The 23,649-nt window shown below is 67.4% G+C and carries 25 protein-coding genes; 13 read left to right on the forward strand and 12 right to left on the reverse strand.

Features of this window, described 5'->3' with window-relative positions; translation table 11 throughout:
* Position 1 precedes the first annotated feature (1 nt).
* The 9 genes from ABS73_RS03470 to ABS73_RS03510 all read right to left on the reverse strand — a co-directional run bounded on the left by ABS73_RS03470 (position 2) and on the right by ABS73_RS03510 (position 6,785).
* On the reverse strand, positions 2 to 373 hold the full coding sequence (locus ABS73_RS03470; protein ID WP_136856939.1) for a hypothetical protein: 372 nt from the start codon (positions 371 to 373) through the stop codon (positions 2 to 4).
* Complete coding sequence (gene sdhA / locus ABS73_RS03475) at positions 373 to 2,175, reverse strand: succinate dehydrogenase flavoprotein subunit (RefSeq protein WP_286693400.1); 1,803 nt, start codon at positions 2,173 to 2,175, stop codon at positions 373 to 375. The genes ABS73_RS03470 and sdhA overlap by 1 nt, the downstream gene beginning before the upstream one ends.
* 7 nt (positions 2,176 to 2,182) lie before the next feature.
* Positions 2,183 to 2,572: a succinate dehydrogenase, hydrophobic membrane anchor protein gene (locus ABS73_RS03480; RefSeq protein ID WP_136856937.1), complete on the reverse strand. Its 390-nt coding sequence runs from the start codon at positions 2,570 to 2,572 to the stop codon at positions 2,183 to 2,185.
* A 7-nt stretch (positions 2,573 to 2,579) separates the two neighbouring features.
* Complete coding sequence (gene sdhC, locus ABS73_RS03485) at positions 2,580 to 2,972, reverse strand: succinate dehydrogenase, cytochrome b556 subunit (RefSeq protein WP_136856936.1); 393 nt, start codon at positions 2,970 to 2,972, stop codon at positions 2,580 to 2,582.
* Positions 2,973 to 3,276: 304 nt separating this feature from the next.
* Positions 3,277 to 4,311 (reverse strand): MaoC family dehydratase, encoded by a 1,035-nt coding sequence (locus ABS73_RS03490; protein WP_277023198.1) that lies wholly within the window; start codon positions 4,309 to 4,311, stop codon positions 3,277 to 3,279.
* Positions 4,308 to 4,514 (reverse strand): DUF1737 domain-containing protein, encoded by a 207-nt coding sequence (locus tag ABS73_RS03495; protein WP_136856934.1) that lies wholly within the window; start codon positions 4,512 to 4,514, stop codon positions 4,308 to 4,310. Before ABS73_RS03495 ends, ABS73_RS03490 begins: the two co-directional genes overlap by 4 nt.
* Position 4,515: 1 nt before the next feature.
* On the reverse strand, positions 4,516 to 5,067 hold the full coding sequence (locus tag ABS73_RS03500; protein WP_277023197.1) for an NnrU family protein: 552 nt from the start codon (positions 5,065 to 5,067) through the stop codon (positions 4,516 to 4,518).
* A gap of 42 nt (positions 5,068 to 5,109) precedes the next feature.
* Complete coding sequence (locus tag ABS73_RS03505) at positions 5,110 to 5,952, reverse strand: HpcH/HpaI aldolase/citrate lyase family protein (protein ID WP_277023195.1); 843 nt, start codon at positions 5,950 to 5,952, stop codon at positions 5,110 to 5,112.
* 83 nt (positions 5,953 to 6,035) lie between these two features.
* The gene (locus ABS73_RS03510; RefSeq protein WP_277023193.1) at positions 6,036 to 6,785 is read right to left on the reverse strand and encodes a sulfite exporter TauE/SafE family protein; all 750 of its coding nucleotides are present in this window, start codon (positions 6,783 to 6,785) and stop codon (positions 6,036 to 6,038) included.
* Between the two features lie 158 nt (positions 6,786 to 6,943).
* Here ABS73_RS03510 and mdh point away from each other — a divergent pair, with 158 nt between their 5' ends.
* The 11 genes from mdh (at position 6,944) to ABS73_RS03565 (ending at position 19,159) form a co-directional block, all read left to right on the forward strand.
* Positions 6,944 to 7,906: a malate dehydrogenase gene (mdh, locus tag ABS73_RS03515; protein WP_277023190.1), complete on the forward strand. Its 963-nt coding sequence runs from the start codon at positions 6,944 to 6,946 to the stop codon at positions 7,904 to 7,906.
* A 66-nt stretch (positions 7,907 to 7,972) separates the two neighbouring features.
* The gene (locus ABS73_RS03520) at positions 7,973 to 9,142 is read left to right on the forward strand and encodes a hypothetical protein (RefSeq protein WP_277023187.1); all 1,170 of its coding nucleotides are present in this window, start codon (positions 7,973 to 7,975) and stop codon (positions 9,140 to 9,142) included.
* A gap of 187 nt (positions 9,143 to 9,329) precedes the next feature.
* Positions 9,330 to 10,523, forward strand: a complete 1,194-nt coding sequence (gene sucC, locus ABS73_RS03525; RefSeq protein WP_277023184.1) for an ADP-forming succinate--CoA ligase subunit beta — start codon at positions 9,330 to 9,332, stop codon at positions 10,521 to 10,523.
* An 80-nt stretch (positions 10,524 to 10,603) separates the two neighbouring features.
* A complete protein-coding gene (gene sucD, locus ABS73_RS03530) occupies positions 10,604 to 11,488 on the forward strand; it encodes a succinate--CoA ligase subunit alpha (protein WP_277023181.1) in 885 nt (294 codons plus the stop codon).
* A gap of 68 nt (positions 11,489 to 11,556) precedes the next feature.
* Complete coding sequence (locus ABS73_RS03535) at positions 11,557 to 11,925, forward strand: hypothetical protein (protein ID WP_286693401.1); 369 nt, start codon at positions 11,557 to 11,559, stop codon at positions 11,923 to 11,925.
* Between the two features lie 34 nt (positions 11,926 to 11,959).
* Positions 11,960 to 14,926: a 2-oxoglutarate dehydrogenase E1 component gene (locus tag ABS73_RS03540; protein ID WP_277023177.1), complete on the forward strand. Its 2,967-nt coding sequence runs from the start codon at positions 11,960 to 11,962 to the stop codon at positions 14,924 to 14,926.
* Positions 14,927 to 14,930: 4 nt separating this feature from the next.
* On the forward strand, positions 14,931 to 16,439 hold the full coding sequence (gene odhB / locus ABS73_RS03545) for a 2-oxoglutarate dehydrogenase complex dihydrolipoyllysine-residue succinyltransferase (protein ID WP_277023176.1): 1,509 nt from the start codon (positions 14,931 to 14,933) through the stop codon (positions 16,437 to 16,439).
* 83 nt (positions 16,440 to 16,522) lie between these two features.
* A complete protein-coding gene (locus ABS73_RS03550; protein ID WP_136856924.1) occupies positions 16,523 to 16,777 on the forward strand; it encodes a hypothetical protein in 255 nt (84 codons plus the stop codon).
* Entirely contained in the window at positions 16,777 to 17,178 is a 402-nt protein-coding gene (locus ABS73_RS03555) for an MAPEG family protein (RefSeq protein WP_136856923.1), read from the forward strand. Before ABS73_RS03550 ends, ABS73_RS03555 begins: the two co-directional genes overlap by 1 nt.
* A gap of 66 nt (positions 17,179 to 17,244) precedes the next feature.
* Complete coding sequence (gene lpdA, locus ABS73_RS03560; RefSeq protein ID WP_277023172.1) at positions 17,245 to 18,633, forward strand: dihydrolipoyl dehydrogenase; 1,389 nt, start codon at positions 17,245 to 17,247, stop codon at positions 18,631 to 18,633.
* Positions 18,634 to 18,751: 118 nt separating this feature from the next.
* Entirely contained in the window at positions 18,752 to 19,159 is a 408-nt protein-coding gene (locus ABS73_RS03565; protein WP_277023206.1) for a lytic transglycosylase domain-containing protein, read from the forward strand.
* Between the two features lie 20 nt (positions 19,160 to 19,179).
* Here ABS73_RS03565 and ABS73_RS03570 read toward each other — a convergent pair whose 3' ends face one another.
* Entirely contained in the window at positions 19,180 to 19,800 is a 621-nt protein-coding gene (locus ABS73_RS03570) for a lytic transglycosylase domain-containing protein (RefSeq protein WP_277023171.1), read from the reverse strand.
* A 215-nt stretch (positions 19,801 to 20,015) separates the two neighbouring features.
* Between ABS73_RS03570 and ssb the strand changes: the two genes are divergently transcribed.
* Positions 20,016 to 20,534: a single-stranded DNA-binding protein gene (ssb, locus tag ABS73_RS03575; protein ID WP_277023169.1), complete on the forward strand. Its 519-nt coding sequence runs from the start codon at positions 20,016 to 20,018 to the stop codon at positions 20,532 to 20,534.
* Between the two features lie 230 nt (positions 20,535 to 20,764).
* Positions 20,765 to 21,811, forward strand: coding sequence for a Leu/Phe/Val dehydrogenase (locus tag ABS73_RS03580; RefSeq protein WP_277023166.1), 1,047 nt, complete (start codon positions 20,765 to 20,767; stop codon positions 21,809 to 21,811).
* Positions 21,812 to 21,892: 81 nt separating this feature from the next.
* Here ABS73_RS03580 and aroB read toward each other — a convergent pair whose 3' ends face one another.
* On the reverse strand, positions 21,893 to 22,999 hold the full coding sequence (gene aroB / locus ABS73_RS03585) for a 3-dehydroquinate synthase (protein ID WP_277023164.1): 1,107 nt from the start codon (positions 22,997 to 22,999) through the stop codon (positions 21,893 to 21,895).
* On the reverse strand, positions 22,996 to 23,547 hold the full coding sequence (locus ABS73_RS03590; protein WP_277023162.1) for a shikimate kinase: 552 nt from the start codon (positions 23,545 to 23,547) through the stop codon (positions 22,996 to 22,998). Before ABS73_RS03590 ends, aroB begins: the two co-directional genes overlap by 4 nt.
* Positions 23,548 to 23,649 lie beyond the last annotated feature (102 nt).

Consider the following 23,649-nt stretch of genomic DNA (forward strand, 5'->3'; position numbering starts at 1 on the left):
GTCAGGCCGTGCGCGCCGCAGCGGCGATGCACTGCGTCGTGGCCGGCCGCGAGACGATGGCCGCCACGCTGTCGGCGGTGCCCGACGCGCCCGACCGCGACATCTGGGCGATGTCGATCAGCTCGGCCGTCGTGGCGTTGTTGACCACGCAGTCGGTATAGGGCGACACGTTGACGCCCGGCAGGCGGCGGCTCATCTCTCCGTCGACGACATTGCGCGCGACCTGACGCGAGGCGGCGTCAAGGATGGTCGGTGTGGGCGCGGTGGCCACGGGGGCGGAGGGCACGGCAGGCCCGGTCATGGGGACCGGGGCCACGCAGCCCGCCAGGGTGACGGCGGACAGGCCGAAAGCGGCGATGAGGTTGAAGCGCATCAATAAACCCTTTTCTTCGGAGCGATCTTTTGCAGGTCGATCCCGCCTTCCTCGGCCGTGGTAAGGGGCTCCAGGTGGACGGGGCGATAGGCCAGTTTAACCTTGTTCCCGTCGACCCAGGCAAGCGAATGCTTGCGCCAGTTGGCGTCATCCCGCTCAGGGTAATCCTCGTGCGCATGCGCGCCGCGGCTTTCCTTGCGCGCTTCGGCCGCCACGATGGTGGTCAGGGCGTTGGGCATCAGGTTCGTCAGCTCCAACGTTTCCATCAGGTCGGTGTTCCAGATCAAACCACGATCGGTCACTTTTATGTCGTCCATCTTGCCGGCAATGGACTCCATCTTGGCCATGCCCTCGGCCAAGGTCTTGTCGGTGCGGAAGACCGCGGCGTCCAGCTGCATGGTGCGCTGCATCTCGTTGCGCAGCTCGGCCGTGCCGGTGGTGCCGTTGGCGTGGCGCAGACCGTCGAACCGGTCCAGCGCGCGGTCCACCTCGGCCTGGTTGGTCGAGGGCACGGCACCCGCACGGTCCACGACCTCGCCGGCGCGGATCGCAGCGGCGCGGCCAAAGACCACCAGGTCGATCAGGCTGTTCGACCCCAGACGGTTCGCGCCATGCACCGAGGCGCAGCCCGCCTCGCCCACGGCCATCAGGCCCGGGAAGATCGCATCGGGGTTTTCCGGCGTCGGAGCAAGCACTTCGCCCCAATAGTTCGTCGGAATTCCACCCATGTTGTAATGCACGGTCGGGATGACCGGGATGGGCGCACGGGTCACGTCGACGCCCGCAAAGATCTTGGCGGATTCGGAGATGCCTGGCAGGCGCTCATGCAGCGTTTCGGGCGGCAGGTGCATCAGGTTCAGGAAGATGTGGTCCTTGTCACCGCCCACGCCGCGACCCTCACGGATCTCCAGCGTCATGCAGCGCGAAACCACGTCGCGGCTGGCCAGATCCTTGTAGGTCGGCGCGTACCGCTCCATGAAGCGCTCGCCCTCGGAGTTGGTCAGATAACCGCCCTCGCCCCGCGCACCTTCGGTGATCAGGCAGCCCGAGCCATAGATGCCGGTCGGGTGGAACTGCACGAACTCCATGTCCTGCAGGGGCAGGCCCGCGCGGGCGACCATGCCGCCGCCGTCGCCGGTGCAGGTATGGGCGCTGGTCGCGCTGAAATAGGCGCGGCCATAGCCGCCCGTCGCCAGCACCACCATCTTGGCGTTGAAGACGTGCATCGTGCCGTCGTCCAGCTTCCAGCAGACGACGCCGGTGCAGCGGCCATCGGTGATGATCAGGTCCAGCGCGAAATATTCAATGAAGAACTCCGCGTTGTTCTTCAGCGACTGCCCATACAGCGTGTGCAGGATGGCGTGGCCGGTGCGGTCGGCCGCGGCGCAGGTGCGCTGGACCGGGGGACCTTCGCCATATTCGGTGGTGTGGCCGCCGAAGGGGCGCTGATAGATGCGGCCATCCTCGGTGCGCGAGAACGGCACGCCGTAATGCTCCAGCTCATAGACGGCCTTGGGGGCCTCGCGCGCCAGGTATTCCATGGCGTCGGTGTCGCCCAGCCAGTCCGACCCCTTGACGGTGTCGTACATGTGCCACTGCCAGCTGTCGGGGCCCATGTTGGACAGCGAAGCGGCGATGCCACCCTGGGCTGCGACGGTGTGCGAGCGGGTCGGGAACACCTTGGTCACGCAGGCGGTGCGCAGCCCCTGTTCGGCCATGCCGAGCGTCGCGCGCAGACCTGCGCCACCGGCCCCGACAACGACCACATCATAGTCATGAACGGTTGTTTGGTAAGCTGCCATGTCGTCCTCAGATCGCGGGAAGGGTGAAGGCCATCTTGGCCAGCGCAAAGACGGCGGCCGCGATCACGCCCCAGCCAAAGATCGCGATGGCGACCATGGTCAGCTGCTGGGCGGTGCCGTGAACATAGTCGGCAATCGCGCCGCCCTGCGATCCCTTGATGAAATGGATCATGCCCACGATGATGAACAGCGCGGTGATGATGCCGGGAAAGGGCCTGCCGAAATGGGCCACGACCTGATCCTGGGGTAGGCCGATGGCGCCGCCCACGGCGATCAGGAACAGCGGCGTCAGCACGATCAGCGCATAGCTGCTCATCGTGATGTTCCAGTGATGCGCGGTGCCGGCGCGGGCCGAGCCCAGCCCTTGGGCGGCCTTGCGGGGGGTGATGTAACGCATGATGCCCTCAGCCGATGAAGAAGATGATCAGGCTCAGCACGGTCAGCGCGACCGAACCGATGATGATGCCCCAGGAGGCGCGCTTGGCGTCCTCGATCTCCAGGCCCATGCCGTTGTCGTAGAACAGGTGGCGCACGCCGGACAGCGCATGGAACCACAGTGCCCAGGTCGAGGCGGTCATGATCAGGAAGCCCAGCCACGACCGCAGCACCCAATCGGCGGTCGCGAAGGCGCCGGGGCTGGTGACGGCGGCGACCAGCCACCAGACCAGCAGCAGGATGCCCGCGGACAGCGCATGTCCGGTGATGCGCGTCAGGATCGAGGTGATCGCCGGCAGCGGCAGGCGATAGACCTGAAGATGGGGGGAAAGGGGCCGGTTACCCCGGTTCACGTCGGCCATCGGCGGCCCTCCTTTGTCGGTTCTCAGTGTCCCGTCGCAGGTTCCCTGGACCGAAGGCCGGGCTTGCCGCGAGGGCTGGCGATTGGTGCCGTTCTTGACCCGTTAGATGCCATCTGTCATCCGCAGATACCACCCCGCGCGCCGAAATGCCGCGGAATTGGCGCTTTGTGATCACACTTGCCGCAGCTGTGATCACAAGTAACCATTCCCGTCCCGCATGCCCTTGACCTGTTAGCGCAAAAGCCCGTCATGCGCCGGACAAGGCAGGCCCGCGCCGCGACTCGGGGCCGCGATCACAGGGCGGTCAGACCGGCATCAGCGCCCAGTAATCCAGATCCAGCAGCACCTCGGGGCTGTATTTGCCGTCGGCGCTGCGCAGGGTGCCCGCCGTGCCGCCGTCGCGCATGGCGACCAGCCGCAGGCGGATCGCGCCGATGCCCGGTGCGCTGGTCGGTGCGCGGTCCAGAACCTCGGACCAGGCGCGGACGGTGTCGCCCGCAAAGCACGGATTGGCATGCGCGCCGCCGTTCAGCGCCACGATCATCTGCGCATTGGCCAGTCCGTTGAAGGACAGCGCGCGGGCCAGGCTGATGACATGACCGCCATAGATCAGCCGCCGCCCGTCGGGACGATGGGTGGCGTCGAAATGCACCTTGGCGGTGTTCTGCCACAGGCGGGTGGCCAGCATATGCTCGGCCTCCTCGATGGTGACGGCGTCGACATGGTCGATGATCTCGCCCGCGGCATAATCGCCCCACCGATGCGGTTCCCCTGCCAAATCAAAGTCATAGTCGACAAAATTCAACCCCTCGGGCACGATCAGGTCGGCCGGATCGACCACTGATGCCACGTCCGGCACCACAGGCTCGGGCGCCGCCGAGGCCGCGTCGCGCTTCCTGACCATCACCCACCGGACATAGTCCAGCACGACCTCATCCGACTGGTTCAACCCTTGGGTGCGCACCCAGACCACGCCCGACTGGCCGTTAGAATTCTGGCGCAGGCCGATCACCTGGCTTTCGGCGCGCAGCGTGTCGCCCGGCCAGACCGGGCGCAGCCAGCGTCCCTGCGCATAGCCCAGATTGGCCACCGCGTTCAGGCTGACATCGGGGACGGTCTTTCCAAAGACGGTGTGAAAGGCCAGCAGATCGTCCAGCGGCGATCCGTCCAGCCCGCAGGAGATCGCGAAATCATCCGACGAATACAGCGCATGCCGTGCGGGGTACAGCGCGTGATACAGCGCGCGTTCCCCCTCCGCGACGGTGCGCGGCACCGCGTGACGGATGGTCTGGCCGACCGTGTAATCCTCAAAGAACCGTCCGGGGTTCGTCTTGGTCATTGCTGTCCCAGCTTCATGTCGGGGTGATAATCGGCCTCGATTTCCTTGGTAACGGCCTGGGCCATGCGCATGACGCCCTTGGCCGGGTCATGGGCCATGGACGGGCTGCCATGCAGCGACCAGCCCTTGGACAGGGCCTCGCTGACGCGGTGGCAGAACTGCGACGTGTCGTCATCGGTGATGCAGCGATAGATCAGGGGCATGTCAGGCTCCTCCAAAGGGCCAGGGGCCGATCCAGCCGTGGATCAGGCCGATGACGCCCATGACGATGATGGCGCCAAAGACGGCCATCGCCTCCTTGCGGGCGGGAAAAGGCCCGGTCGGGCGGACCCAGGGGCTGGCGCGATTGATCGCCACCATCTCGACAAAGGCCCAGGCCAACAGGCCGCCGAACAGGATGATCGACGGCGTGTCGCCATTGACCAGCAGATGCGCGCCCGCCCACAGGGCAAAGCCCCACAGCATCGGGTGGCGGGTATGGGCGGTCACGCGGGTCTTCATGCCGCTGGCCGCGAACAGGTAGATGCCGACCAGGACCAACAGGTTGTTGATGCCCACCAGGGCCGCGTTGGGCCCCCAGAAGAACGCGCCCTCTGCGCCGCGATAGCCGATGACCATCAGGATGATCGACAAGACCAGCAGGCCGGTGACCATCCCCTTGCCGCGTTCGCCCATCGAGGCGCGGCTGGCCGGGGCCATCCGCTTGTAGAGATGCGCAGCCCACCACAGGGCCACGCCTAGGATCAGGATCAGCATCTGGCTTTCCTCTCGCTGGAGCTTGTGGCGCGCAGACTGCCCTTATTGCGCCATGGCCGCAATCGCCTGCGCGCGGTCCAGCGTCTGGCGCGCGGTGGCGACATGCAGGTTCTCGACGATGCGGCCGTCGACCACGGCCACGCCCTTTCCCTCGGCGGTGGCGGCGTCAAAGGCCTCGATCTGCCGGCGGGCCAGGGCGACCTCCTCCTCGGTGGGCGCAAAGGCGGCGTTGGTGATCTCCAGCTGGGCAGGATGGATCAGGGTCTTGCCGTCGAACCCCATGTCGCGGCCCTGTCCGCATTCGGCGCGCAGACCGTCCTCATCCTTGAACGCGTTGAAGACGCCGTCCACGATCACCACCCCATGCGCCTTGGCCGCCAGCAGGCACAGCCCCAACCCGGCCATCATCGGCAGGCGATCCGCGCGAAAGCGGCTGCCCAGATCCTTGGCCAGGTCGTTGGTGCCCATTACCATCCCCGCCAGCCGCGGATGGGCGGCAATGGCGGCGGCGTTCAGCATGCCCAGGGGCGTCTCCATCATCGCCCAGAGCGGCGTGTCGGGGATCAGCGCGGCCACACGGCCCAGGTCGCCGGGGCCGTCCACCTTGGGGATCAGCACCGCGTCGATGTCCAGCCCGGCGCAGGCGCGGGCGTCATCGGCGCCCCATTCCGTGGACAGCGCGTTGATGCGCACGATCCGGGCGCGCGGGCCGTAATCCTGCGTCAGGGCCTGGGCCAGCGCGTCGCGCGCGGCGGCCTTGGCGTCGGGGGCCACGGCATCCTCCAGATCAAAGATGATCGCGTCGGCGGGCAGGCCGCGCGCCTTGTCCATCGCGCGGGCATTGGCGGCGGGAATATACAGGACCGAGCGGTAGGGGCGGGCCATGGGGAAACCTCCGGGCAACAATCTTGCGCCTTGGTGCCGCGCCGCGCCACATATGGCAAGTGCAAAATGCCGCGCCGCAGAAATCAGCCGCGCAGCCCCTGCCAGATCAGGCGCAGCGACACTGCCAGCAGCCCCCAGGTGATCAGCCGATAGAACAGTGCAGCGGGGATGATCCGCACCAGCCGCAGCCCGATCCAGACCGCGGCCAGCGAGACCGGCATCAGCACCGCCGCCGTCGCCAGATTGGCCGGCGACAGCTGGCCAAGCGCTGCATAGGGCACCAGCTTGACCAGGTTGCCGATGGCAAAGAACCAGGTCGTCGTGCCCGCATAGACCAGCGGCGACAGGCGCAAGGGTTGGGCATAGACCTGCCACAAGGGCGCGCCGGAATGGCTGACGAAACTGGTATAGCCCGCAAGCCCGCCCCAGATCGTCGCGGCCCTGCCCCGCGGCGGGCGGGGTGCCGCATCCAGCGCCGGGCGGATCAGCGCGTTCAGCGCGAATCCCAGCCCGATCACCCCCACGATCAGCGTGACGCCCCAGACCGGCACGATGCTGGCCGTGGCCCAGCCCACCGCGATCCCCGCCATCGCACCGGGCAGCGCCAGCATCAGCACGCGCCGGTCCAGATTGCGTCGGAACGCCATCAGCCCGCCCATGTCCGAGACCACATAGATCGGCAGCAGCAGCCCCGCCGCCTGCACCGGCGACATGACCAGCGACATCAGCGGCACGCTGATGATGCCCACCATCGCCAGACCGCCCTTGGACAGGCCCACCGCAAAGGCCGACAGCACGGCCAGCGCCCATCCCGCCTGCGACAATTCCAGCATGGGCCCCTCCCTGCACGACGTGCAATCTGTGGCGCGGGCGGGCGATGAAGACAAGTGTTAGCACAACCATGCCTCTGCGGCTGTGGGACCATCTTGCGATTCCTTGCGCGACCGCTTACCCCTGCCGCAACTTTTCACCACCCAATCGGAGGTTATCCATGGCCCGACCCAAAATCGCACTGATCGGTGCGGGGCAGATCGGCGGCACGCTGGCGCATCTGGCCGCGATGAAGGAACTGGGCGACGTCGTCCTGTTCGACATCTCGGAAGGCACGCCGCAGGGCAAGGCGCTGGACATCGCGCAATCGGGCCCGTCCGAAGGGTTCGACGCCCGCATGAAGGGCGCCAACGATTACGCCGACATCGCCGGCGCCGATGTCTGCATCGTCACCGCAGGCGTCCCGCGCAAGCCGGGGATGAGCCGCGACGACCTGCTGGGCATCAACCTCAAGGTCATGAAATCCGTGGGCGAGGGCATTGCCAAGCACGCCCCCGATGCCTTCGTGATCTGCATCACCAACCCGCTGGACGCGATGGTCTGGGCACTGCGCGAGTTCAGCGGCCTGCCCCACAACAAGGTCTGCGGCATGGCCGGCGTGCTGGATTCGGCACGCTTCCGCCATTTCCTGTCGCTGGAGTTCAACGTGTCGATGCGCGACGTGACGGCCTTTGTGCTGGGCGGGCATGGCGACACCATGGTGCCGCTGACCCGCTATTCGACCGTGGCGGGCATCCCGCTGCCCGACCTGGTCAAGATGGGCTGGACCACGCAGGAGAAGCTGGACGCCATCGTTCAGCGCACCCGCGACGGCGGCGCCGAGATCGTCGGCCTGCTGAAGACCGGGTCGGCCTTCTACGCCCCCGCGACCAGCGCGATCGAGATGGCCGAGGCCTATCTGAAGGACCAGAAGCGCGTCCTGCCCTGCGCGGCGCATGTGGACGGCGCCTATGGCCTCAAGGGGATGTATGTCGGCGTGCCGACCGTGATCGGCGCCGGTGGCGTGGAAAAGATCATCGACATCAAGCTGGACAACGCCGAACAGGCGATGATGGACAAATCGGTCGAGGCCGTGAAGGGCCTGGTCGAGGCGTGCAAGGGCATCGACCCCTCGCTGGCCTGATCGCCGCTTGCCGAAGCCGGGGACGGCGCGCCATGATCGGCGCGCCGTTTCCATTTCGGGGTTCCCATGCGTCGCCTGCTTGCCGCCCTGCTGCTGACCGCCTGCCCCGCCGGGGCGCAGGAGGTGTCAGATCTGATCGCCCGTGACGGCCTGTCGGGCGCCCGCGCCGCGCTGGAGGCGCAGGTCCCTGCCCCGGATCGCGACCTGGCGCTGGCCACCACGCGGTTTCTGGGCGGAATCGAGGCCGCGTTCCATGCCCGCCACCGCATCGGCGCGACCGATCCGCTGGTGCCGCTGCCGCTGCTGGGGGCAAGCCTGCCGCCGAACCCCGACCCGCAGCCGATGACTGCCGATTTCATCACCGCGATGATGCGCGATCTGTCGGTCGCCATGCAGGACACGCGCGACGCCCTGCCCGACGCGCCCGCCACGCTGATCCTGGACCTGCGCGACCTGTGGCTGGACGTGGATGGCGACGGCACGCGCGGCGCGGGCGAGGATCTGATCGCGCTGGCCGCCCTGCCCCCGCCCGAGGGCGGCGCCCAGATCCGCTTTGACGGCGCCGACATCCACTGGCTGCGCGCCTATACCCACCTGATCGAGGGGGTCGCGACGCTGATCCTGGCCTTTGATCCCGAACCGGCACTGGCGGGGCGCATCGCGTTGGACGCAGCGCTGGCCGACCAATTCGCCCAACCGCCCGGCCAGATGGCCCGTGCGCCGACTTTCGACAGTCAGGCGCAGGCCTTTGGCCCGGTGCTGGACCGCATCGCCGTGGTCCTGCAGACCCTGCGCCAGCAGCCCGACCCCGCCCTGACGCGGGCGGCGGGCGATCACCTGCGCGCGATGGTCGCCGCCAACCGCCTGTTCTGGGCCGAGGTCGCGCAGGAGACCGACAACGACCGCGAATGGATCCCGAACGAGGCCCAGGACGCGGCCCTGGGGTTCGATCTGCCGCCCGGCACCGGGCCGCTGTGGCTGTCGATCCTGGAGGAGGTCGATCAGGCGCTGGAGGGGCGCATGCTGATCCCGCATTGGCGCATGGCGCCCGGGCATGGCGTCGATCTGGCGATGTGGCTGGACGATCCGCGTCCGGTCGATGTGATCGACTGGCTGCAGGGCAGCGCCGCCCTGCCCTATGCACGCCCTGGCCTCACGGTCGGGCGCGACAATTGGGACCGGTTCGTGGACAGCCTTGGCGGGCGCGCGGGGCTTTACATGCTGCTGTTGAACTAGGGTCGGGGCGGCGAATCAACCTGCTTGCGCTATCGCCCGCGGGGTTTGTGATCACAGGAAATCAGGGCGTGATCACATTCGGCGTCTTCCCGCCGGTTTTGGGCATTTTAAAGGGATTTCGTTTCTGTGTGCTGCTGCATCATGTCACAAGGCCCCCAAATCTGTCGAACCGAACGAGGGGGTCGCGATGAACATTCACGAATACCAGGCCAAGGCGCTGCTGCGTCAATACGGCGCACCGGTCAGCGAGGGCCGCATCGTGATGAAGGCCGACGAGGCCAAGACCTGCGCCAGCGAGATGGACGGCCCGCTGTGGGTCGTCAAGGCGCAGATCCATGCCGGTGGCCGTGGCAAGGGCCACTTCACCGAGGCTGCGGCCGGCGAGAAGGGCGGCGTCCGCCTGGCCAAGTCCGTCGAAGAGGCCGAGGAGCTGACCCGCCAGATGCTGGGCCGCACGCTGGTCACGCACCAGACCGGACCGGCCGGCAAGCAGGTCAATCGCATCTATATCGAGGATGGCAGCGACATCGCGCGCGAGCTGTACCTGGCGCTGCTGGTCGACCGCCAGACCTCGCGCGTCAGCTTTGTCGCCTCGACCGAGGGCGGCATGGACATCGAGGAAGTGGCCGAGCACACCCCCGAAAAGATCGTCAGCTTCAGCGTCGATCCGGCGTCCGGCCTGTCGGACTTCCACGGCCGCCGCGTGGCCTTTGCCCTGGGCCTGGAAGGCGCGCAGGTCAAGCAATGCGTGGCCCTGGTCAAGAACCTGTATCGCATGTTCATCGACAAAGACATGGAGATGCTGGAGATCAACCCGCTGATCGTCACGCCCGAAGGCCAAATCAAGTGCCTGGACGCCAAGATGGGCTTTGACAACAACGCGCTGTATCGCCAGCCCGACATCATGGCCCTGCGCGACGAAACCGAGGAGGACAGCAAGGAGCTGGCCGCCTCCAAGTTCGACCTGAACTACATCGCGCTGGACGGCGAGATCGGCTGCATGGTCAACGGCGCCGGTCTGGCGATGGCCACGATGGACATCATCAAGCTGTTCGGCGCCGAGCCCGCCAACTTCCTGGATGTCGGCGGCGGCGCCACGACCGAGAAGGTCACCGAGGCGTTCAAGATCATCACCAGCGACCCGAACGTCAAAGGCATCCTGGTCAACATCTTCGGCGGCATCATGCGCTGCGACATCATCGCGGAAGGCATCATCGCCGCCGTGAAAGAGGTCGGCCTGCAGGTCCCACTGGTCGTGCGACTGGAAGGCACCAACGTCGAGCTGGGCAAAGAGATCATCGCCAACAGCGGCCTGAATGTGATCGCGGCCGACGACCTCAAGGACGGCGCCGAGAAGATCGTGAAAGCGGTCAAGGGCTGATCCATCCGGGCGCGCGGGACACGCGCGCCCTCCTCTGGAACATCGCGGTGCATGGGCGCCGCTTACGCAAGGAGGCCATGATGGCCGTTCTCGTTGACAAGAATACCAAAGTCATCTGCCAGGGGATCACCGGATCCCAGGGCACCTTCCACACCGAACAGGCGATCGCCTATGGCACGCGGATGGTCGGTGGCGTGACGCCGGGCAAGGGTGGCACGGATCACCTGGGCATGCCCGTCTTCAACTCGGTCCACGAGGCCGTGGCCGTGACCGGCGCGAATGCGTCCGTGATCTATGTTCCGCCCCCGTTCGCGGCGGATTCGATCCTGGAGGCCATCGACGCCGAGGTTCCGCTGATCGTCTGCATCACCGAGGGCATCCCGGTGCTGGACATGATGCGCGTCAAGCGCGCCCTGGCCGGGTCGCAGTCGCGCCTGATCGGGCCGAACTGCCCCGGCATCATGACCCCCGACGAATGCAAGATCGGCATCATGCCGGGCAGCATCTTCCGTCGCGGATCGGTCGGCGTCGTGTCGCGTTCGGGCACCCTGACCTATGAGGCCGTCAAGCAGACGTCCGATGTGGGTCTGGGCCAGTCCAGCGCGGTCGGCATCGGCGGCGACCCGATCAAGGGGATGGAGCATATCGACGTGCTGCGCCTGTTCCTGGAGGACCCCGAGACCGAATCGATCATCATGATCGGCGAGATCGGCGGTTCCGCCGAGGAAGAGGCCGCCGAGTTCCTGGCCGAGCAGAAGCGCAAGGGGATCTGGAAGCCCACCGCTGGCTTCATCGCGGGTCGCACCGCACCTCCGGGCCGTCGCATGGGCCATGCCGGCGCGATCGTGTCGGGCGGCAAGGGCGATGCGGAATCCAAGATCGAGGCCATGAAGAAGGCCGGCATCATCGTCGCGGACAGCCCCGCGGGCCTGGGCGAGGCCGTTCTGAAGGCGATCAAGGGTTGATGATTTGAACCCGCGTCCCCGATGCTTATGTATCGGGGATGCGATACCGTGACGGAGGACCAGCCACAGTGACCGCTCAGCGCGCCCCCGAGCCGCAGCCTTGCCGGACGCGCCTTGCGGCCCGGCGGGGTGTCCCGCTGTCGCTGGTGGCCCTTCTGTCGCTGACGGCATGCGGCAGCCGCATGACGGACGACATCCTGCCCGGCGGCATCCCGGCCCGCACCGACCTGCATCAGGCCAGCGGGCTGCCGCCCGCCTCGGTCCGCACGGTCGCGCGCCGGGATTTCGGCTGGCGGGGCATCTATCATGCCGAGAGCCGCGCCGCCGTCGCCCTGTGCGGGCTGGAGCGGCGCGCACCCCTGCGCATCGTGCAGCAGCCCCGCCTCGACCCCTTCGCCGATCCCGGCGCCCGCATCTTCGACATCTACTGCGCCTGATTTAACCCATCCTTGCCCTGAACGGGGACCAGCCATGACCGAACAGCCGAAAAACACCGAATTCCACGATTCCTCGTTCCTGCAGGGCCATAACGCGGCCTATGTCGAACAGCTGTATGGCCAGTGGGCCAAGGACGCAGGCGCGGTCGATCAGGCCTGGGACGCGTTCTTCCGCGCCTTGGGCGATGACAGCGCCGATGCGACCGCCGCGGCCGAGGGTGCCAGCTGGAAGCGCGCCGACTGGCCGCCCGCGGCCACCGACGACACCACCGCCGCGCTGACCGGCGAATGGCCCAGTGCCGCCAAGGGCGATGGCGCCGCCGCGATGAAGAAGATCGCCGCCAAGGCCGAGGAAAAGGGCGTGCCCCTGAACGAGGGCCAGATGCGTCAGGCGGTGCTGGACAGCATCCGCGCGCTGATGCTGATCCGCGCCTTCCGCATCCGGGGTCACCTGCACGCGAATCTGGACCCGCTTGGCCTGCGCGACGTGCCCGATCACGGAGAGCTGAACCCCGCGACCTACGGGTTCGGCCCCGCCGACATGGACCGCCCGATCTTCATCGACAACGTGCTGGGCCTTGAGGTCGCGTCGATCCGCCAGATCACCGAGCTGATGACCCGCACCTATTGCGGCACCTTTGCGCTGCAATACATGCATATCTCGAACCCCGAGGAAGCCGCTTGGCTGAAGGAGCGGATCGAGGGCTATGGCAAGGAGATCGCGTTCACCCGCGAAGGGCGCCGCGCCATCCTGAACAAGCTGGTCGAGGCCGAGGGCTTTGAGAAGTTCCTGCATGTGAAATACATGGGGACCAAGCGTTTCGGCCTGGACGGCGGCGAGGCGCTGATCCCCGCGATGGAACAGATCATCAAGCGCGGCGGCGCGCTTGGCGTGAAGGAGATCGTGTTCGGCATGCCGCATCGCGGTCGCCTGTCGGTGCTGGCCAACGTGCTGTCGAAACCTTATCGCGCCATCTTCCACGAATTCCAGGGTGGCAGCTTCAAGCCTGAGGATGTCGACGGGTCGGGCGACGTGAAATATCACCTGGGCGCCAGTGCCGACCGCGAGTTCGACGGCAACACCGTCCACCTGTCGCTGACCGCCAACCCCAGCCACCTGGAGGCCGTCAACCCGGTCGTGCTGGGCAAGGCGCGCGCCAAGAGCGACCAACTGGGCGACACCACCGACCGCAGCTCGGTCCTGCCGATCCTGCTGCATGGCGACGCGGCCTTTGCGGGTCAGGGCGTCGTGGCCGAATGCCTGCAGCTGTCGGGCATTCGCGGTCACCGCACCGGCGGTTGCATCCATATTGTGGTGAACAACCAGATCGGTTTCACCACCGCGCCGCATTTCAGCCGCACCTCGCCCTATCCGACCGATATCGCGCTGATGGTCGAGGCGCCGATCTTCCACGTGAACGGCGATGACCCCGAGGCAGTCGTCCATGCCGCCCGCGTGGCGATCGAGTTCCGCCAGAAGTTCCGCAAGGACGTGGTTCTGGACATCATCTGCTATCGCCGCTTTGGTCACAACGAAGGCGACGAGCCGATGTTCACCAACCCGGCCATGTACACCAAGATCAAGGCGCAGAAGACCACGCTGCAGCTGTATACCGAGCGTCTGGTCGCCGACGGGCTGATCCCCGAGGGCGAGATCGAGGACATGAAGGCCGCCTTCCAGGCGCATCTGAACGAAGAGTTCGAGATCGGCAAGAACTACAAGCCGAACAAGGCCGACTGGTTGGATGGCAAGTGGTCGGGCATGAACCGCGAGGGCACGGACTACGTCGCCGGCGAGACCGGCATCGCCCCCGAGGTGATGACCCAGGTCGGTCGCGCGCTGACGCAGGCGCCCGACGGTTTGACGCTGCACAAGACGGTCGGACGTCTGCTGGAGGCGAAGAAGCAGATGTTCGAGACCGGCGAGGGCTTTGATTGGGCCACCGCCGAGGCGCTGGCCTTTGGTTCGCTGGTGGCCGAGGGGCATGGCGTGCGTCTGTCGGGTCAGGACAGCACCCGCGGCACGTTCAGCCAGCGGCATTCGGCCTTCATCGACCAGAAGTCCGAGGACCGCTATTACCCGCTGAACAACATCGCCGAGGGTCAGGCCCGCTATGAGGTCATCGACAGCATGCTGTCGGAATACGCGGTGCTGGGCTTTGAATACGGCTATTCGCTGGCCGAGCCCAACACGCTGACCCTGTGGGAGGCGCAGTTCGGCGATTTTGCCAACGGCGCGCAGATCATGTTCGACCAGTTCATCTCGTCCGGCGAGAAGAAATGGCTGCGCATGTCCGGCCTGGTGATGCTGCTGCCGCACGGCTTCGAGGGTCAGGGCCCCGAGCACAGCTCGGCCCGTCTGGAGCGGTTCCTGCAGCAATGCGCCGAGGACAACTGGATCGTCGCGAACTGCACCACGCCCGCGAACTATTTCCACATCCTGCGCCGGCAGATCCATCGCGGCTTCCGCAAGCCGCTGGTGCTGATGACGCCGAAATCGTTGCTGCGCCACCCGCTGGCGATCAGCAATGCCGAGGAGTTCCAGGCGGGCAGCACCTTCCACCGCGTGCTTTGGGACGATGCGCAGCGCGGTCGCTCGGCCACCAAGCTGGTGGCGGACGACCAGATCAAGCGCGTCGTGGTCTGTTCGGGCAAGGTCTATTACGACCTGCTGAAGGCCCGCGACGAGGCCGGGATCACCGACACCTATCTGCTGCGCCTGGAGCAGTTCTATCCCTTCCCGGCACAGTCGATGGTCAAGGAGCTGGGCCGCTTCAAGCAGGCCGAGATCGTCTGGTGCCAGGAGGAGCCCAAGAACCAGGGTGGCTGGACCTTTGTCGAGCCCTATCTGGAATGGGTGCTGGAACGGCTGGGTGCCAAGCACACGCGGCCGCGCTATGCGGGCCGGAACGCGGCGGCCTCGGTCGCGACGGGCCTGGCCTCGCGCCACAAGGCCGAACAAGAGGCGCTGGTCGCCACCGCTCTGAACCTCGAAGGATGATCCGATGACCACCGAAGTCCGCGTGCCCGCCCTGGGCGAATCCGTCACCGAGGCCACGATCGCCACCTGGTTCAAGAAGCCCGGGGACCGCGTCGAGGTCGACGAGATGCTGTGCGAGCTGGAGACCGACAAGGTCACCGTCGAGGTGCCCAGCCCCGTTGCCGGCACCTTGGCCGAGATCGTCGCCGCCGAAGGCGAGACGGTCGGCCCCGATGCGCTGCTGGCGCAGATCAGCGAGGGTGGCGAAGCCGCCGCCCCGAAACCCGCAAAGGCCGAGGAAAAGGCCGAAAAGACCGAGGAACAGACGACAATGACCGGCAATTCCGTGGACGTGATGGTCCCGTCCCTGGGCGAGAGCGTGACCGAGGCCACCGTGGCCACCTGGTTCAAGAAGCCCGGCGACCGCGTCGAGGCCGACGAGATGCTGTGCGAGCTGGAGACCGACAAGGTCTCGGTCGAGGTCCCGGCCCCCGCCGCGGGCGTCCTGGCCGAGATCCTGGCCGAGGAAGGCGCGACCGTCGATGCCAAGGCCCGTCTGGCGATCATCACCGAAGGCGCCGCCGGTTCCGCGGCCCCCAAGGCGTCGGATGCCCAGGAGACCGTGCTGAAGAACGCAGGCCCCGAGGAGACCCGCCTGCGCGACGTCGAGGACGCGCCCTCGGCCAAGAAGGCCATGGCGGAAAAGGGCGTCAGCCGCGACGACGTCCAAGGGTCGGGCCGCGACGGCCGCGTGATGAAGGAGGACGTCGCCAAGGCGCAGGCGCCCGCGCCGAAGCCCGCCGCCCCCCGCGCGCCCTCCAGCGCCGACGATGCGGGCCGCGAGGAGCGGGTCAAGATGACCCGCCTGCGCCAGACCATCGCGCGCCGCCTGAAGGACGCCCAGAACACCGCCGCGATGCTGACCACCTATAACGAGGCCGACATGTCCGGCGTCATGGGTCTGCGCAACGAGTACAAGGACGCCTTCGAGAAGAAGCACAAGGTCAAGCTGGGCTTCATGTCCTTCTTCGTGAAGGCCTGCTGCCACGCGCTGAAAGAGGTCCCCGAGGTCAATGCCGAGATCGACGGCACCGACGTGGTCTACAAGAACTTCGTCCATATGGGCGTCGCCGTGGGCACCCCCACCGGCCTGGTCGTCCCCGTCGTGCGCGACGCCGACCAGAAGAGCTTTGCCGAGATCGAGAAGGAGATCGGCGCACTGGGCATCAAGGGCCGCGACGGCAAGCTGTCCATGGCCGAGATGCAGGGCGGCACCTTCACCATCTCGAACGGCGGCGTCTACGGCTCGCTGATGTCCTCGCCGATCCTGAACCCCCCGCAATCGGGTATCCTGGGCATGCACAAGATCCAGGAGCGTCCCGTCGTCGTCGGCGGCCAGATCGTCATCCGTCCGATGATGTATCTGGCGCTGTCCTACGACCACCGCGTCGTGGACGGCAAGGGCGCCGTGACCTTCCTGGTCCGCGTCAAGGAGGCGCTGGAAGACCCGCGCCGCCTGCTGATGGATCTCTGATCCGCATGGGCGCGGGGGGTGCCGCCATCCCCCGCGCCAGGACCCGACCGGGCAGCCGGTCCCCCACCCCAAGGCCGTTTCCCATGCAGCTCATCATCCGCTACACCCATGCCGATCCCGCCACCTTCCGCACGGCCTTCGACGCCGATGCCGAGGATCGGGGCCGCAACGGCATGACGCTGCTGCAGCTGTGGCGCGAAGATGACGGCCATTCCTGGGCGCTGTTCCAGGTCGGCAACCCCCGCGCCGCCCGCGACTATCTGGACGGGGCCGCGGCGGTCTTTCACGCCCAGGCCGGCGTCAGCGCGACCGACGCGCATTTCGTGGAAACTGTCTGATGACCCCCGAACTGACCGCCCTGGCCCTTGCGGGACTGTTGCAAACCGGCCAGTTCGCCGCCTATTCGATCATGGCCCAACGCCAGGTCGGTCGCCGCGCGGCCATGAGCCCCCGCGACGGCGGGCAGGTCCAGCTGACCGGCATGGCAGGCCGACTGCAGCGCGCCTTCAACAACCATTTCGAGGGTCTGATCATGTTCACCCTCGCGGTGGTCGTGGTCACGCTTGGCCAGGCCGGGTCCACGCTGACCGCCATCTGTGCCTGGATCTACCTCGCGGCGCGCATCCTCTACATCCCGGCCTATCTGCTGGGCTGGGTGCCGGGCCGCTCGATCATCTGGATCACGGGCTTTGCCGCGACGGTGCTGATGATCCTTTCCGCCCTGATTTCTTCTTCATGAAAATATCCCGCGGGGGTGCGGGGGCGCGAAGCCCCCGCCTCTGCGGCCTGACCTAAAGGAACTGCCATGTATGATCTCATCGTGATCGGCGCCGGCCCCGGCGGCTATGTCTGTGCCATCCGCGCGGCCCAGCTGGGCCTGAAGGTCGGCGTGGTCGAGGGCCGCGAGACCCTGGGCGGGACCTGCCTGAACGTGGGCTGCATCCCCTCCAAGGCGCTTCTGCATGCCAGCCACATGCTGCACGAGGCGCATGAGAACTTTGAAAAAATGGGCCTGATGAACGCCCATGTCGATGTCGATTGGGACAAGATGCAGGCCTACAAGGCCGACACCGTCGCGGGCAACACCAAGGGCATCGAGTTCCTGTTCAAGAAGAACAAGATCGACTGGATCAAGGGCTGGGCCTCGATCCCCGGCGCGGGCAAGGTCCAGGTCGGCGACACCGTCCACGAAACCAAGACCATCGTCATCGCCACCGGATCGTCCCCTGCCGCGCTGAAGGGCGTCACCGTGGACAACGATGCCGGCGTCATCGTCGATTCGACCGGCGGCCTGGCCCTGCCCAAGATCCCGAAATCCATGGTCGTGATCGGCGCGGGCGTCATCGGGCTGGAGCTGGGCTCGGTCTATGCCCGCCTTGGCGCCGAGGTGACCGTGGTCGAATATCTGGACGTCATCACCCCCGGCATGGACGGCGAGGTGCAAAAGCAGTTCCAGAAGGTGCTGGCCAAGCAGGGCCTGAAATTCGTCATGGGTGCCGCCGTGAAATCGGCCGAGGCCCAGGACGGCCAGGCCACCGTCACCTATGCCCTGAAAAAGGACGACAGCGAACATCAGATCACAGCGGATGTGGTGCTGGTGGCGACCGGCCGCCGTCCGCATCTGGACGGGCTGGGCCTGGACGCTCTGGGCGTCGCCATGACCGATCGCGGCTTCGTCAAGGTCGACGACCACTGGGCCACCAGCGTCAAGGGCGTCTATGCCATCGGTGACGCGGTCCCCGGCCCGATGCTGGCCCACAAGGCCGAGGATGAGGGCATGGCCGTCGCCGAGGTCATCGCGAGCAAGCATGGTCATGTGAACTATGGCGTCATCCCTGGCGTCATCTACACCACCCCCGAGGTCGCCAATGTCGGCCTGACCGAGGAACAGGCCAAGGAGGGCGGGCGCAAGGTCAAGATCGGCAAGTTCCCCTTCATGGGCAATGCCCGTGCCAAGGCGCAGTTCCAGGGCGAGGGCTTTGTCAAGCTGATCGCGGATGCCGAGACCGACCGCATCCTGGGCTGCCACATCATCGGCCCGTCGGCGGGCGACCTGATCCACGAGGTCTGCGTGGCGATGGAGTTCGGCGCCTCGGCCGAGGATCTGGCCCTGACCTGCCACGCGCATCCGACCGTGTCCGAGGCCGTGCGCGAGGCGGCGCTGGCCTGCGGCGGCGGGGCGATCCATGCGTAAGATGCGCGCGGAGGCGGGGGCCCTGCCCCCGCACCACCAGCACGGTCCGGCACGGACGATCGGGCGGCGCGGGCTGCTGATCTCGGTCCTGGCGCTTGCGGCGTGTGGCGGCAACACCATGCGCTCGGGCGGGAACGGCCGGATCGGCGGTTCCGGCCTCTATCCGAACGAGACGCCCGAACTGCGCCAGCGCATCAACTACTGGTCGCGCCATTACGATGTGCCCAGCAGCCTGGTCCAGCGCGTGATCCTGCGCGAATCCAGCCATCGGCCGGAGGCGCGCAACGGGTCCTATTACGGGCTGATGCAGATCAATCCGACGACCGCGCGGACGATGGGCCATCGCGGGTCACCCGCGGCGCTGCTGGATGCGGACACGAACCTGCGCTATGGCGTGAAATACCTTCGCGGGGCGTGGATCGTCGCTGACGGCGACCCGGACGGTGCGATCAGCTGGTATTCGCGGGGCTATTACTACGAGGCGCGCCGTCGCGGCCTGCTGCGTGTCACCGGCCTGCGGGGCTGAACCACGCCAAACGCGGGCGATCAGCCCCCCGCGATGATGCGGACATAGTTCCGCGTCTCGCGATAGGGGGGGATGCCGCCATATTTCTGAACCGCGCCCGGCCCGGCGTTATAGGCGGCCAGCGCCAGCGTCCAGTTGCCGAACTGGTTGTACATCATCCGCAGATAGCGCGCGCCGCCATTCAGGTTCTGCACCGGATCGGTCGGGTTCACGCCCAGTTTCGCCGCCGTCCCCGGCATCAGCTGCGCCAGCCCCATCGCCCCCTTGTGCGAGCGTGCATTGGGGTTCCAGCCCGATTCCTGCTGGACCAGACGCAGGAACAGATCCTCCGGGATGCCGTGGCGTTGGGCGGCCTGACGGGCATGGGGCAGGTATTCGCTGCGCCGCCCGGTATAGCGGGGTATGTTGGGGGCCGTGTCCAGCACGACCTCCCGTTCGCGGGTGCCGGGCTGCAGCCGGGCCGAGGACTGGTATTGCGTCGACAGACGCGAATCCATCAGTCGGGTCTGGCGCGCGAACTGTTCAGCCCGCGATTTCGACGAGCTGCCCGACAGGCGCAGCCCCTGCGCCTCCACCGGCAGCGCCAGCGTCGAGATCAGCGCCACGCAAAACGTCGCCTTCAGGGTCTGGCCTAACCGCATCTTGTCCGCCCTCGTCCTTGTCCGCATCGGCCTGACGCCGCTTTTGAAGGGACTATACATCAAATCGGACCTGCTGCCAGCCACGGCGTCGGGCTGGGCAAGAACCCGCGCGCGCCCTTGCCCCGCCCCGTCGGACCGGGTTAGACCCGTGCAAACCGGCTCGATCCGGGCAGGCACATGAACCCCCGAACACACATGATCCAAGGAATCGTCACATGGCAGGCAGCGTCAACAAGGTCATCCTGATCGGCAATCTGGGCCGCGATCCGGAAATCCGCAGCTTTCAGAACGGCGGCAAGGTCGCCAACCTGCGCATCGCCACCTCCGAAACCTGGAAGGACCGCACCACCGGCGAGCGCAAGGAGCGGACCGAGTGGCACACCGTTGCCATCTTCAACGAGGGCCTGGTGGGCGTGGTCGAGCGCTATCTGAAAAAGGGCAGCAAGGTCTATGTCGAGGGCGCGCTGGAGACCCGCAAGTGGCAGGACCAGTCCGGCCAGGACCGCTATTCCACCGAGGTCGTGTTGCGCGGCATCGGCGGCACGCTGACCATGCTGGACGGTGCCAGCGGCGGTGGCGGCGGCATGGGCGGTGGCGGCACGGGTGGCGGTCGCGACAGCGGCGGCTATGAGGATTACAATCAGGGCGGCGGATCGCCCGCGCGCGGCGGCGGCAGCGGCGGCGGTGCCCCCAGTGGCGGACGGGCCGATTACGACGACGAGATCCCGTTCTGATCCGACGCGAATCACCCAAGGGGCGGCCGGTGGCCGCCCCNCCGCCCCTTTTTCATGCGCACGGCCGCGATGCGATCTTGCCGCGCGCCCGCCTTGTCTTGCCGCAAGTTGCGCGCCGCACCGGTTGGACTTTGCGAATGATCCTGCGCTTGCAATGCGTCCCACGGGGCGCTTTCTGAGGCGATCCAGGCGCGGCACGCCCGCGCCCCTTGCCACAGGAAGACATGCACATGGCACTCACTTTGACCGATCTGACCGCCCCGCAGGGGTTCCAGCGTCTGGTGCTGGCGCAGGACCCGCAGGCCGGGCTGCGGGCGCTGATCTGCCTGCATTCGACCGCGCTTGGCCCGGCGGCCGGCGGCTGCCGAATGTGGGCCTATCCCGATGACGAGGCCGCGATCCATGACGTGACGCGGCTGGCGCGCGGCATGACCTACAAGAACGCGATGGCGGGTCTTGGCCTGGGCGGCGGCAAGGCGGTGATCATTGGCGATGCGCGCACCGACAAGACGCCGGCGATGATGCGCGCCTTCGGGGTGGCGGTCGATGCGCTTGGCGGCACCTACTGGACGGCCGAGGATGTGGGCATCTCGCCCGCCGACATGGCCCATGCGGCCGAAGCGACGCGCTTTGCCGTAGGCCTGTCGGGCGCGTCGGGCGACCCATCGCCCTGGACTGCCGAGGGCGTGTTCCGCTGCCTGCGCGTGGGCGCGCGCCACGTTTTCGGCAGCGACGACCTGACGGGGCGGCGGGTGCTGGTGCAGGGCCTGGGCCATGTCGGCCTGTCGCTGGCCGAAAAGCTGGCGGCGGCGGGCGCGCGGCTGATACTGACCGATATCAACCAGCCCGCGCTGCAGGATGCCGCGACGCGCCTCGGCGCCCAGACCTGCGCCCCGGATCAGGTGTTCGACCAGCAGATCGACATCCTGGCCCCCTGCGCCCTGGGCGGCGTGCTGACCGATGACAGCGCGCAGGCGCTGACCGCGCGGCTGGTCTGCGGGGCCGCGAACAACCAACTGGCCCATGACGGCGTGGCCGATGCGCTGGCTGCGCGGGGCATCACCTACCTGCCCGACTATGTGGTCAATGCAGGCGGCATCATCAGCGTCGCCAGCGAGATCCACGGCCAACCGGACGCCTGGCGGCTGGACCGCCTGACCGCCATCGCGGGCCGCGTGGATCAGATGCTGGCCCGCGCCCGCGACACGGGCCGCCTGCCCGCGCAGGTCGCCGATGAGATGGTCGAGGCGATGCTCTCTCCCCGCCGCGCCGCCTGAGCAGGCTCCGGCGACAGCCAGCCGCGCAGGCCCCCTCGATGGGGGCCTGCGCGGCTTTCCGGGCCGGGACGGAATGCGCCCTCAGCGGGCATCGCGCAGCACCGAGGCCAGGACGCCGCCCTCGACCGCGTCGCTGACAAAGGCCTCGCCGATCCCGCGCGCCAGAACGAACCGCAGCTGCCCGTCCACGACCTTCTTGTCCTGCCCCATCAGCGCGATCAGGCCCGCATCATCCGGCAGATCGCCCGCAATCTCGGACAGCCGCGCGGGCATGCCCATCGCGCGCAGATGCGCCAGAACGCGGCTCGGCGCCTCCTGCGAACACAGGCCCATCCGCGCCGACAGATCAAAGGCCAGCGCACAGCCGATCGCCACCCCCTCGCCATGCAGCAGCCGGTCGGAATAGCCCGTCGCCGCCTCCAGCGCATGCCCGAAGGTGTGGCCCAGATTCAGCAGCGCGCGCTCGCCCTGCTCGGTCTCGTCGCGGGTGACGATGCCGGCCTTCATCGCGACCGACCGCGCCACCGCCTGCTGGCGCAGCGCCGGATCGCCGCGCAGGTCGGGCGCATGCGCCTCCAGCCAGGCAAAGAAATCCGCATCCCCCAGCAGCCCGTATTTGGCCACCTCGCCATAGCCCGACAGGAAATCGCGGGCACTCAGTGTGTCCAGAACGTCGATATCGGCCAGCACCAGCGAGGGCTGATGGAACGCGCCGATCAGGTTCTTGCCGCGCGGGCTGTTGATGCCGGTCTTGCCGCCCACGCTGCTGTCCACCTGCGACAAAAGCGTGGTGGGCAGCTGCACGAACCGCACGCCGCGCCGCAGGATCGCCGCCGCGAACCCCACCAGATCGCCGATCACGCCGCCGCCCAGGGCCAACACCACGTCGCGCCGCTCGACCTGCTGCTCCAGCAGCCATTCGACGCAGGCGGTCAGATGCGGCCAGCTTTTGGTGCCCTCTCCGGCAGGCAGGACCAGCGCCTCGCTGGCGATCCCCGCGTCCCGCAGCGCCGCCTGCAAAGCCGCCAGATGCAGCCCCGCCACCGTCGCATCCGTCACGATCGCCACGCGCGGCCGCGCCAGCAGCGGCGCGATCTCGGCGCCCGCGCGGGTCAGCAGGCCCTGGCCGATGCGCACGTCATAGGCGCGCGCGCCCAAGGGAACATGGACGGTGACGGGATCGGTCATGGGATCTCCTGGATCAAGTCGGGATGGGCGGCGCGCAGCTGCGTCAGCAGCCCGCCCGAGGTCGCCTCGATGCTGTCGCCCGCCTGCGACACGAATTCCGCATCGGCCAGCGCATAGACGGGGCCCCGCTCCTCCAGCAGGCGCAGCAGCGTGCCCTTGGGGTCGGCGGTCTGCAGCAGCGGCCGGGTGGGGCGCTGGCGGACGCGCATCCACAGCGTCTCGGGCGAACAGTTCAGCCAGACGGAGAGCCCGCGCGCCCCGACGATCTGCCGGTTCTCGGGGCGCATCCAGGCGCCCCCGCCCGTCGAGATGACGCCCGGCGGCCCGGCCAAGAGGCGGCCCAGGACCTGGGATTCACGGGCGCGAAAGAACGCCTCGCCGTCGCGGGCGAAGATCTCGGTGATGGACATCGCGGCGGCGGCCTCGATCTCGGCGTCGGAATCCTTGAACGGCACGCGCAGGCGGCGGGCCAGGTCCAGGCCGATGGCGGTCTTTCCGGCCCCCATCATCCCGATCAGCACGATATGGCGCGTCAGCACCCTGGTCATTCGGCCTCCCCGGCGGTCGACCGCCGTCAATCGGGTGACTGAATGACGTGATCTTTCGGAAATTGCCATATATATTCGCCAGCAGCCGGCCCAAGACCGGCA

It is taken from the genome of Paracoccus sp. SCN 68-21 (assembly GCF_001724535.1).
Classification (GTDB): domain Bacteria; phylum Pseudomonadota; class Alphaproteobacteria; order Rhodobacterales; family Rhodobacteraceae; genus Paracoccus; species Paracoccus hibiscisoli.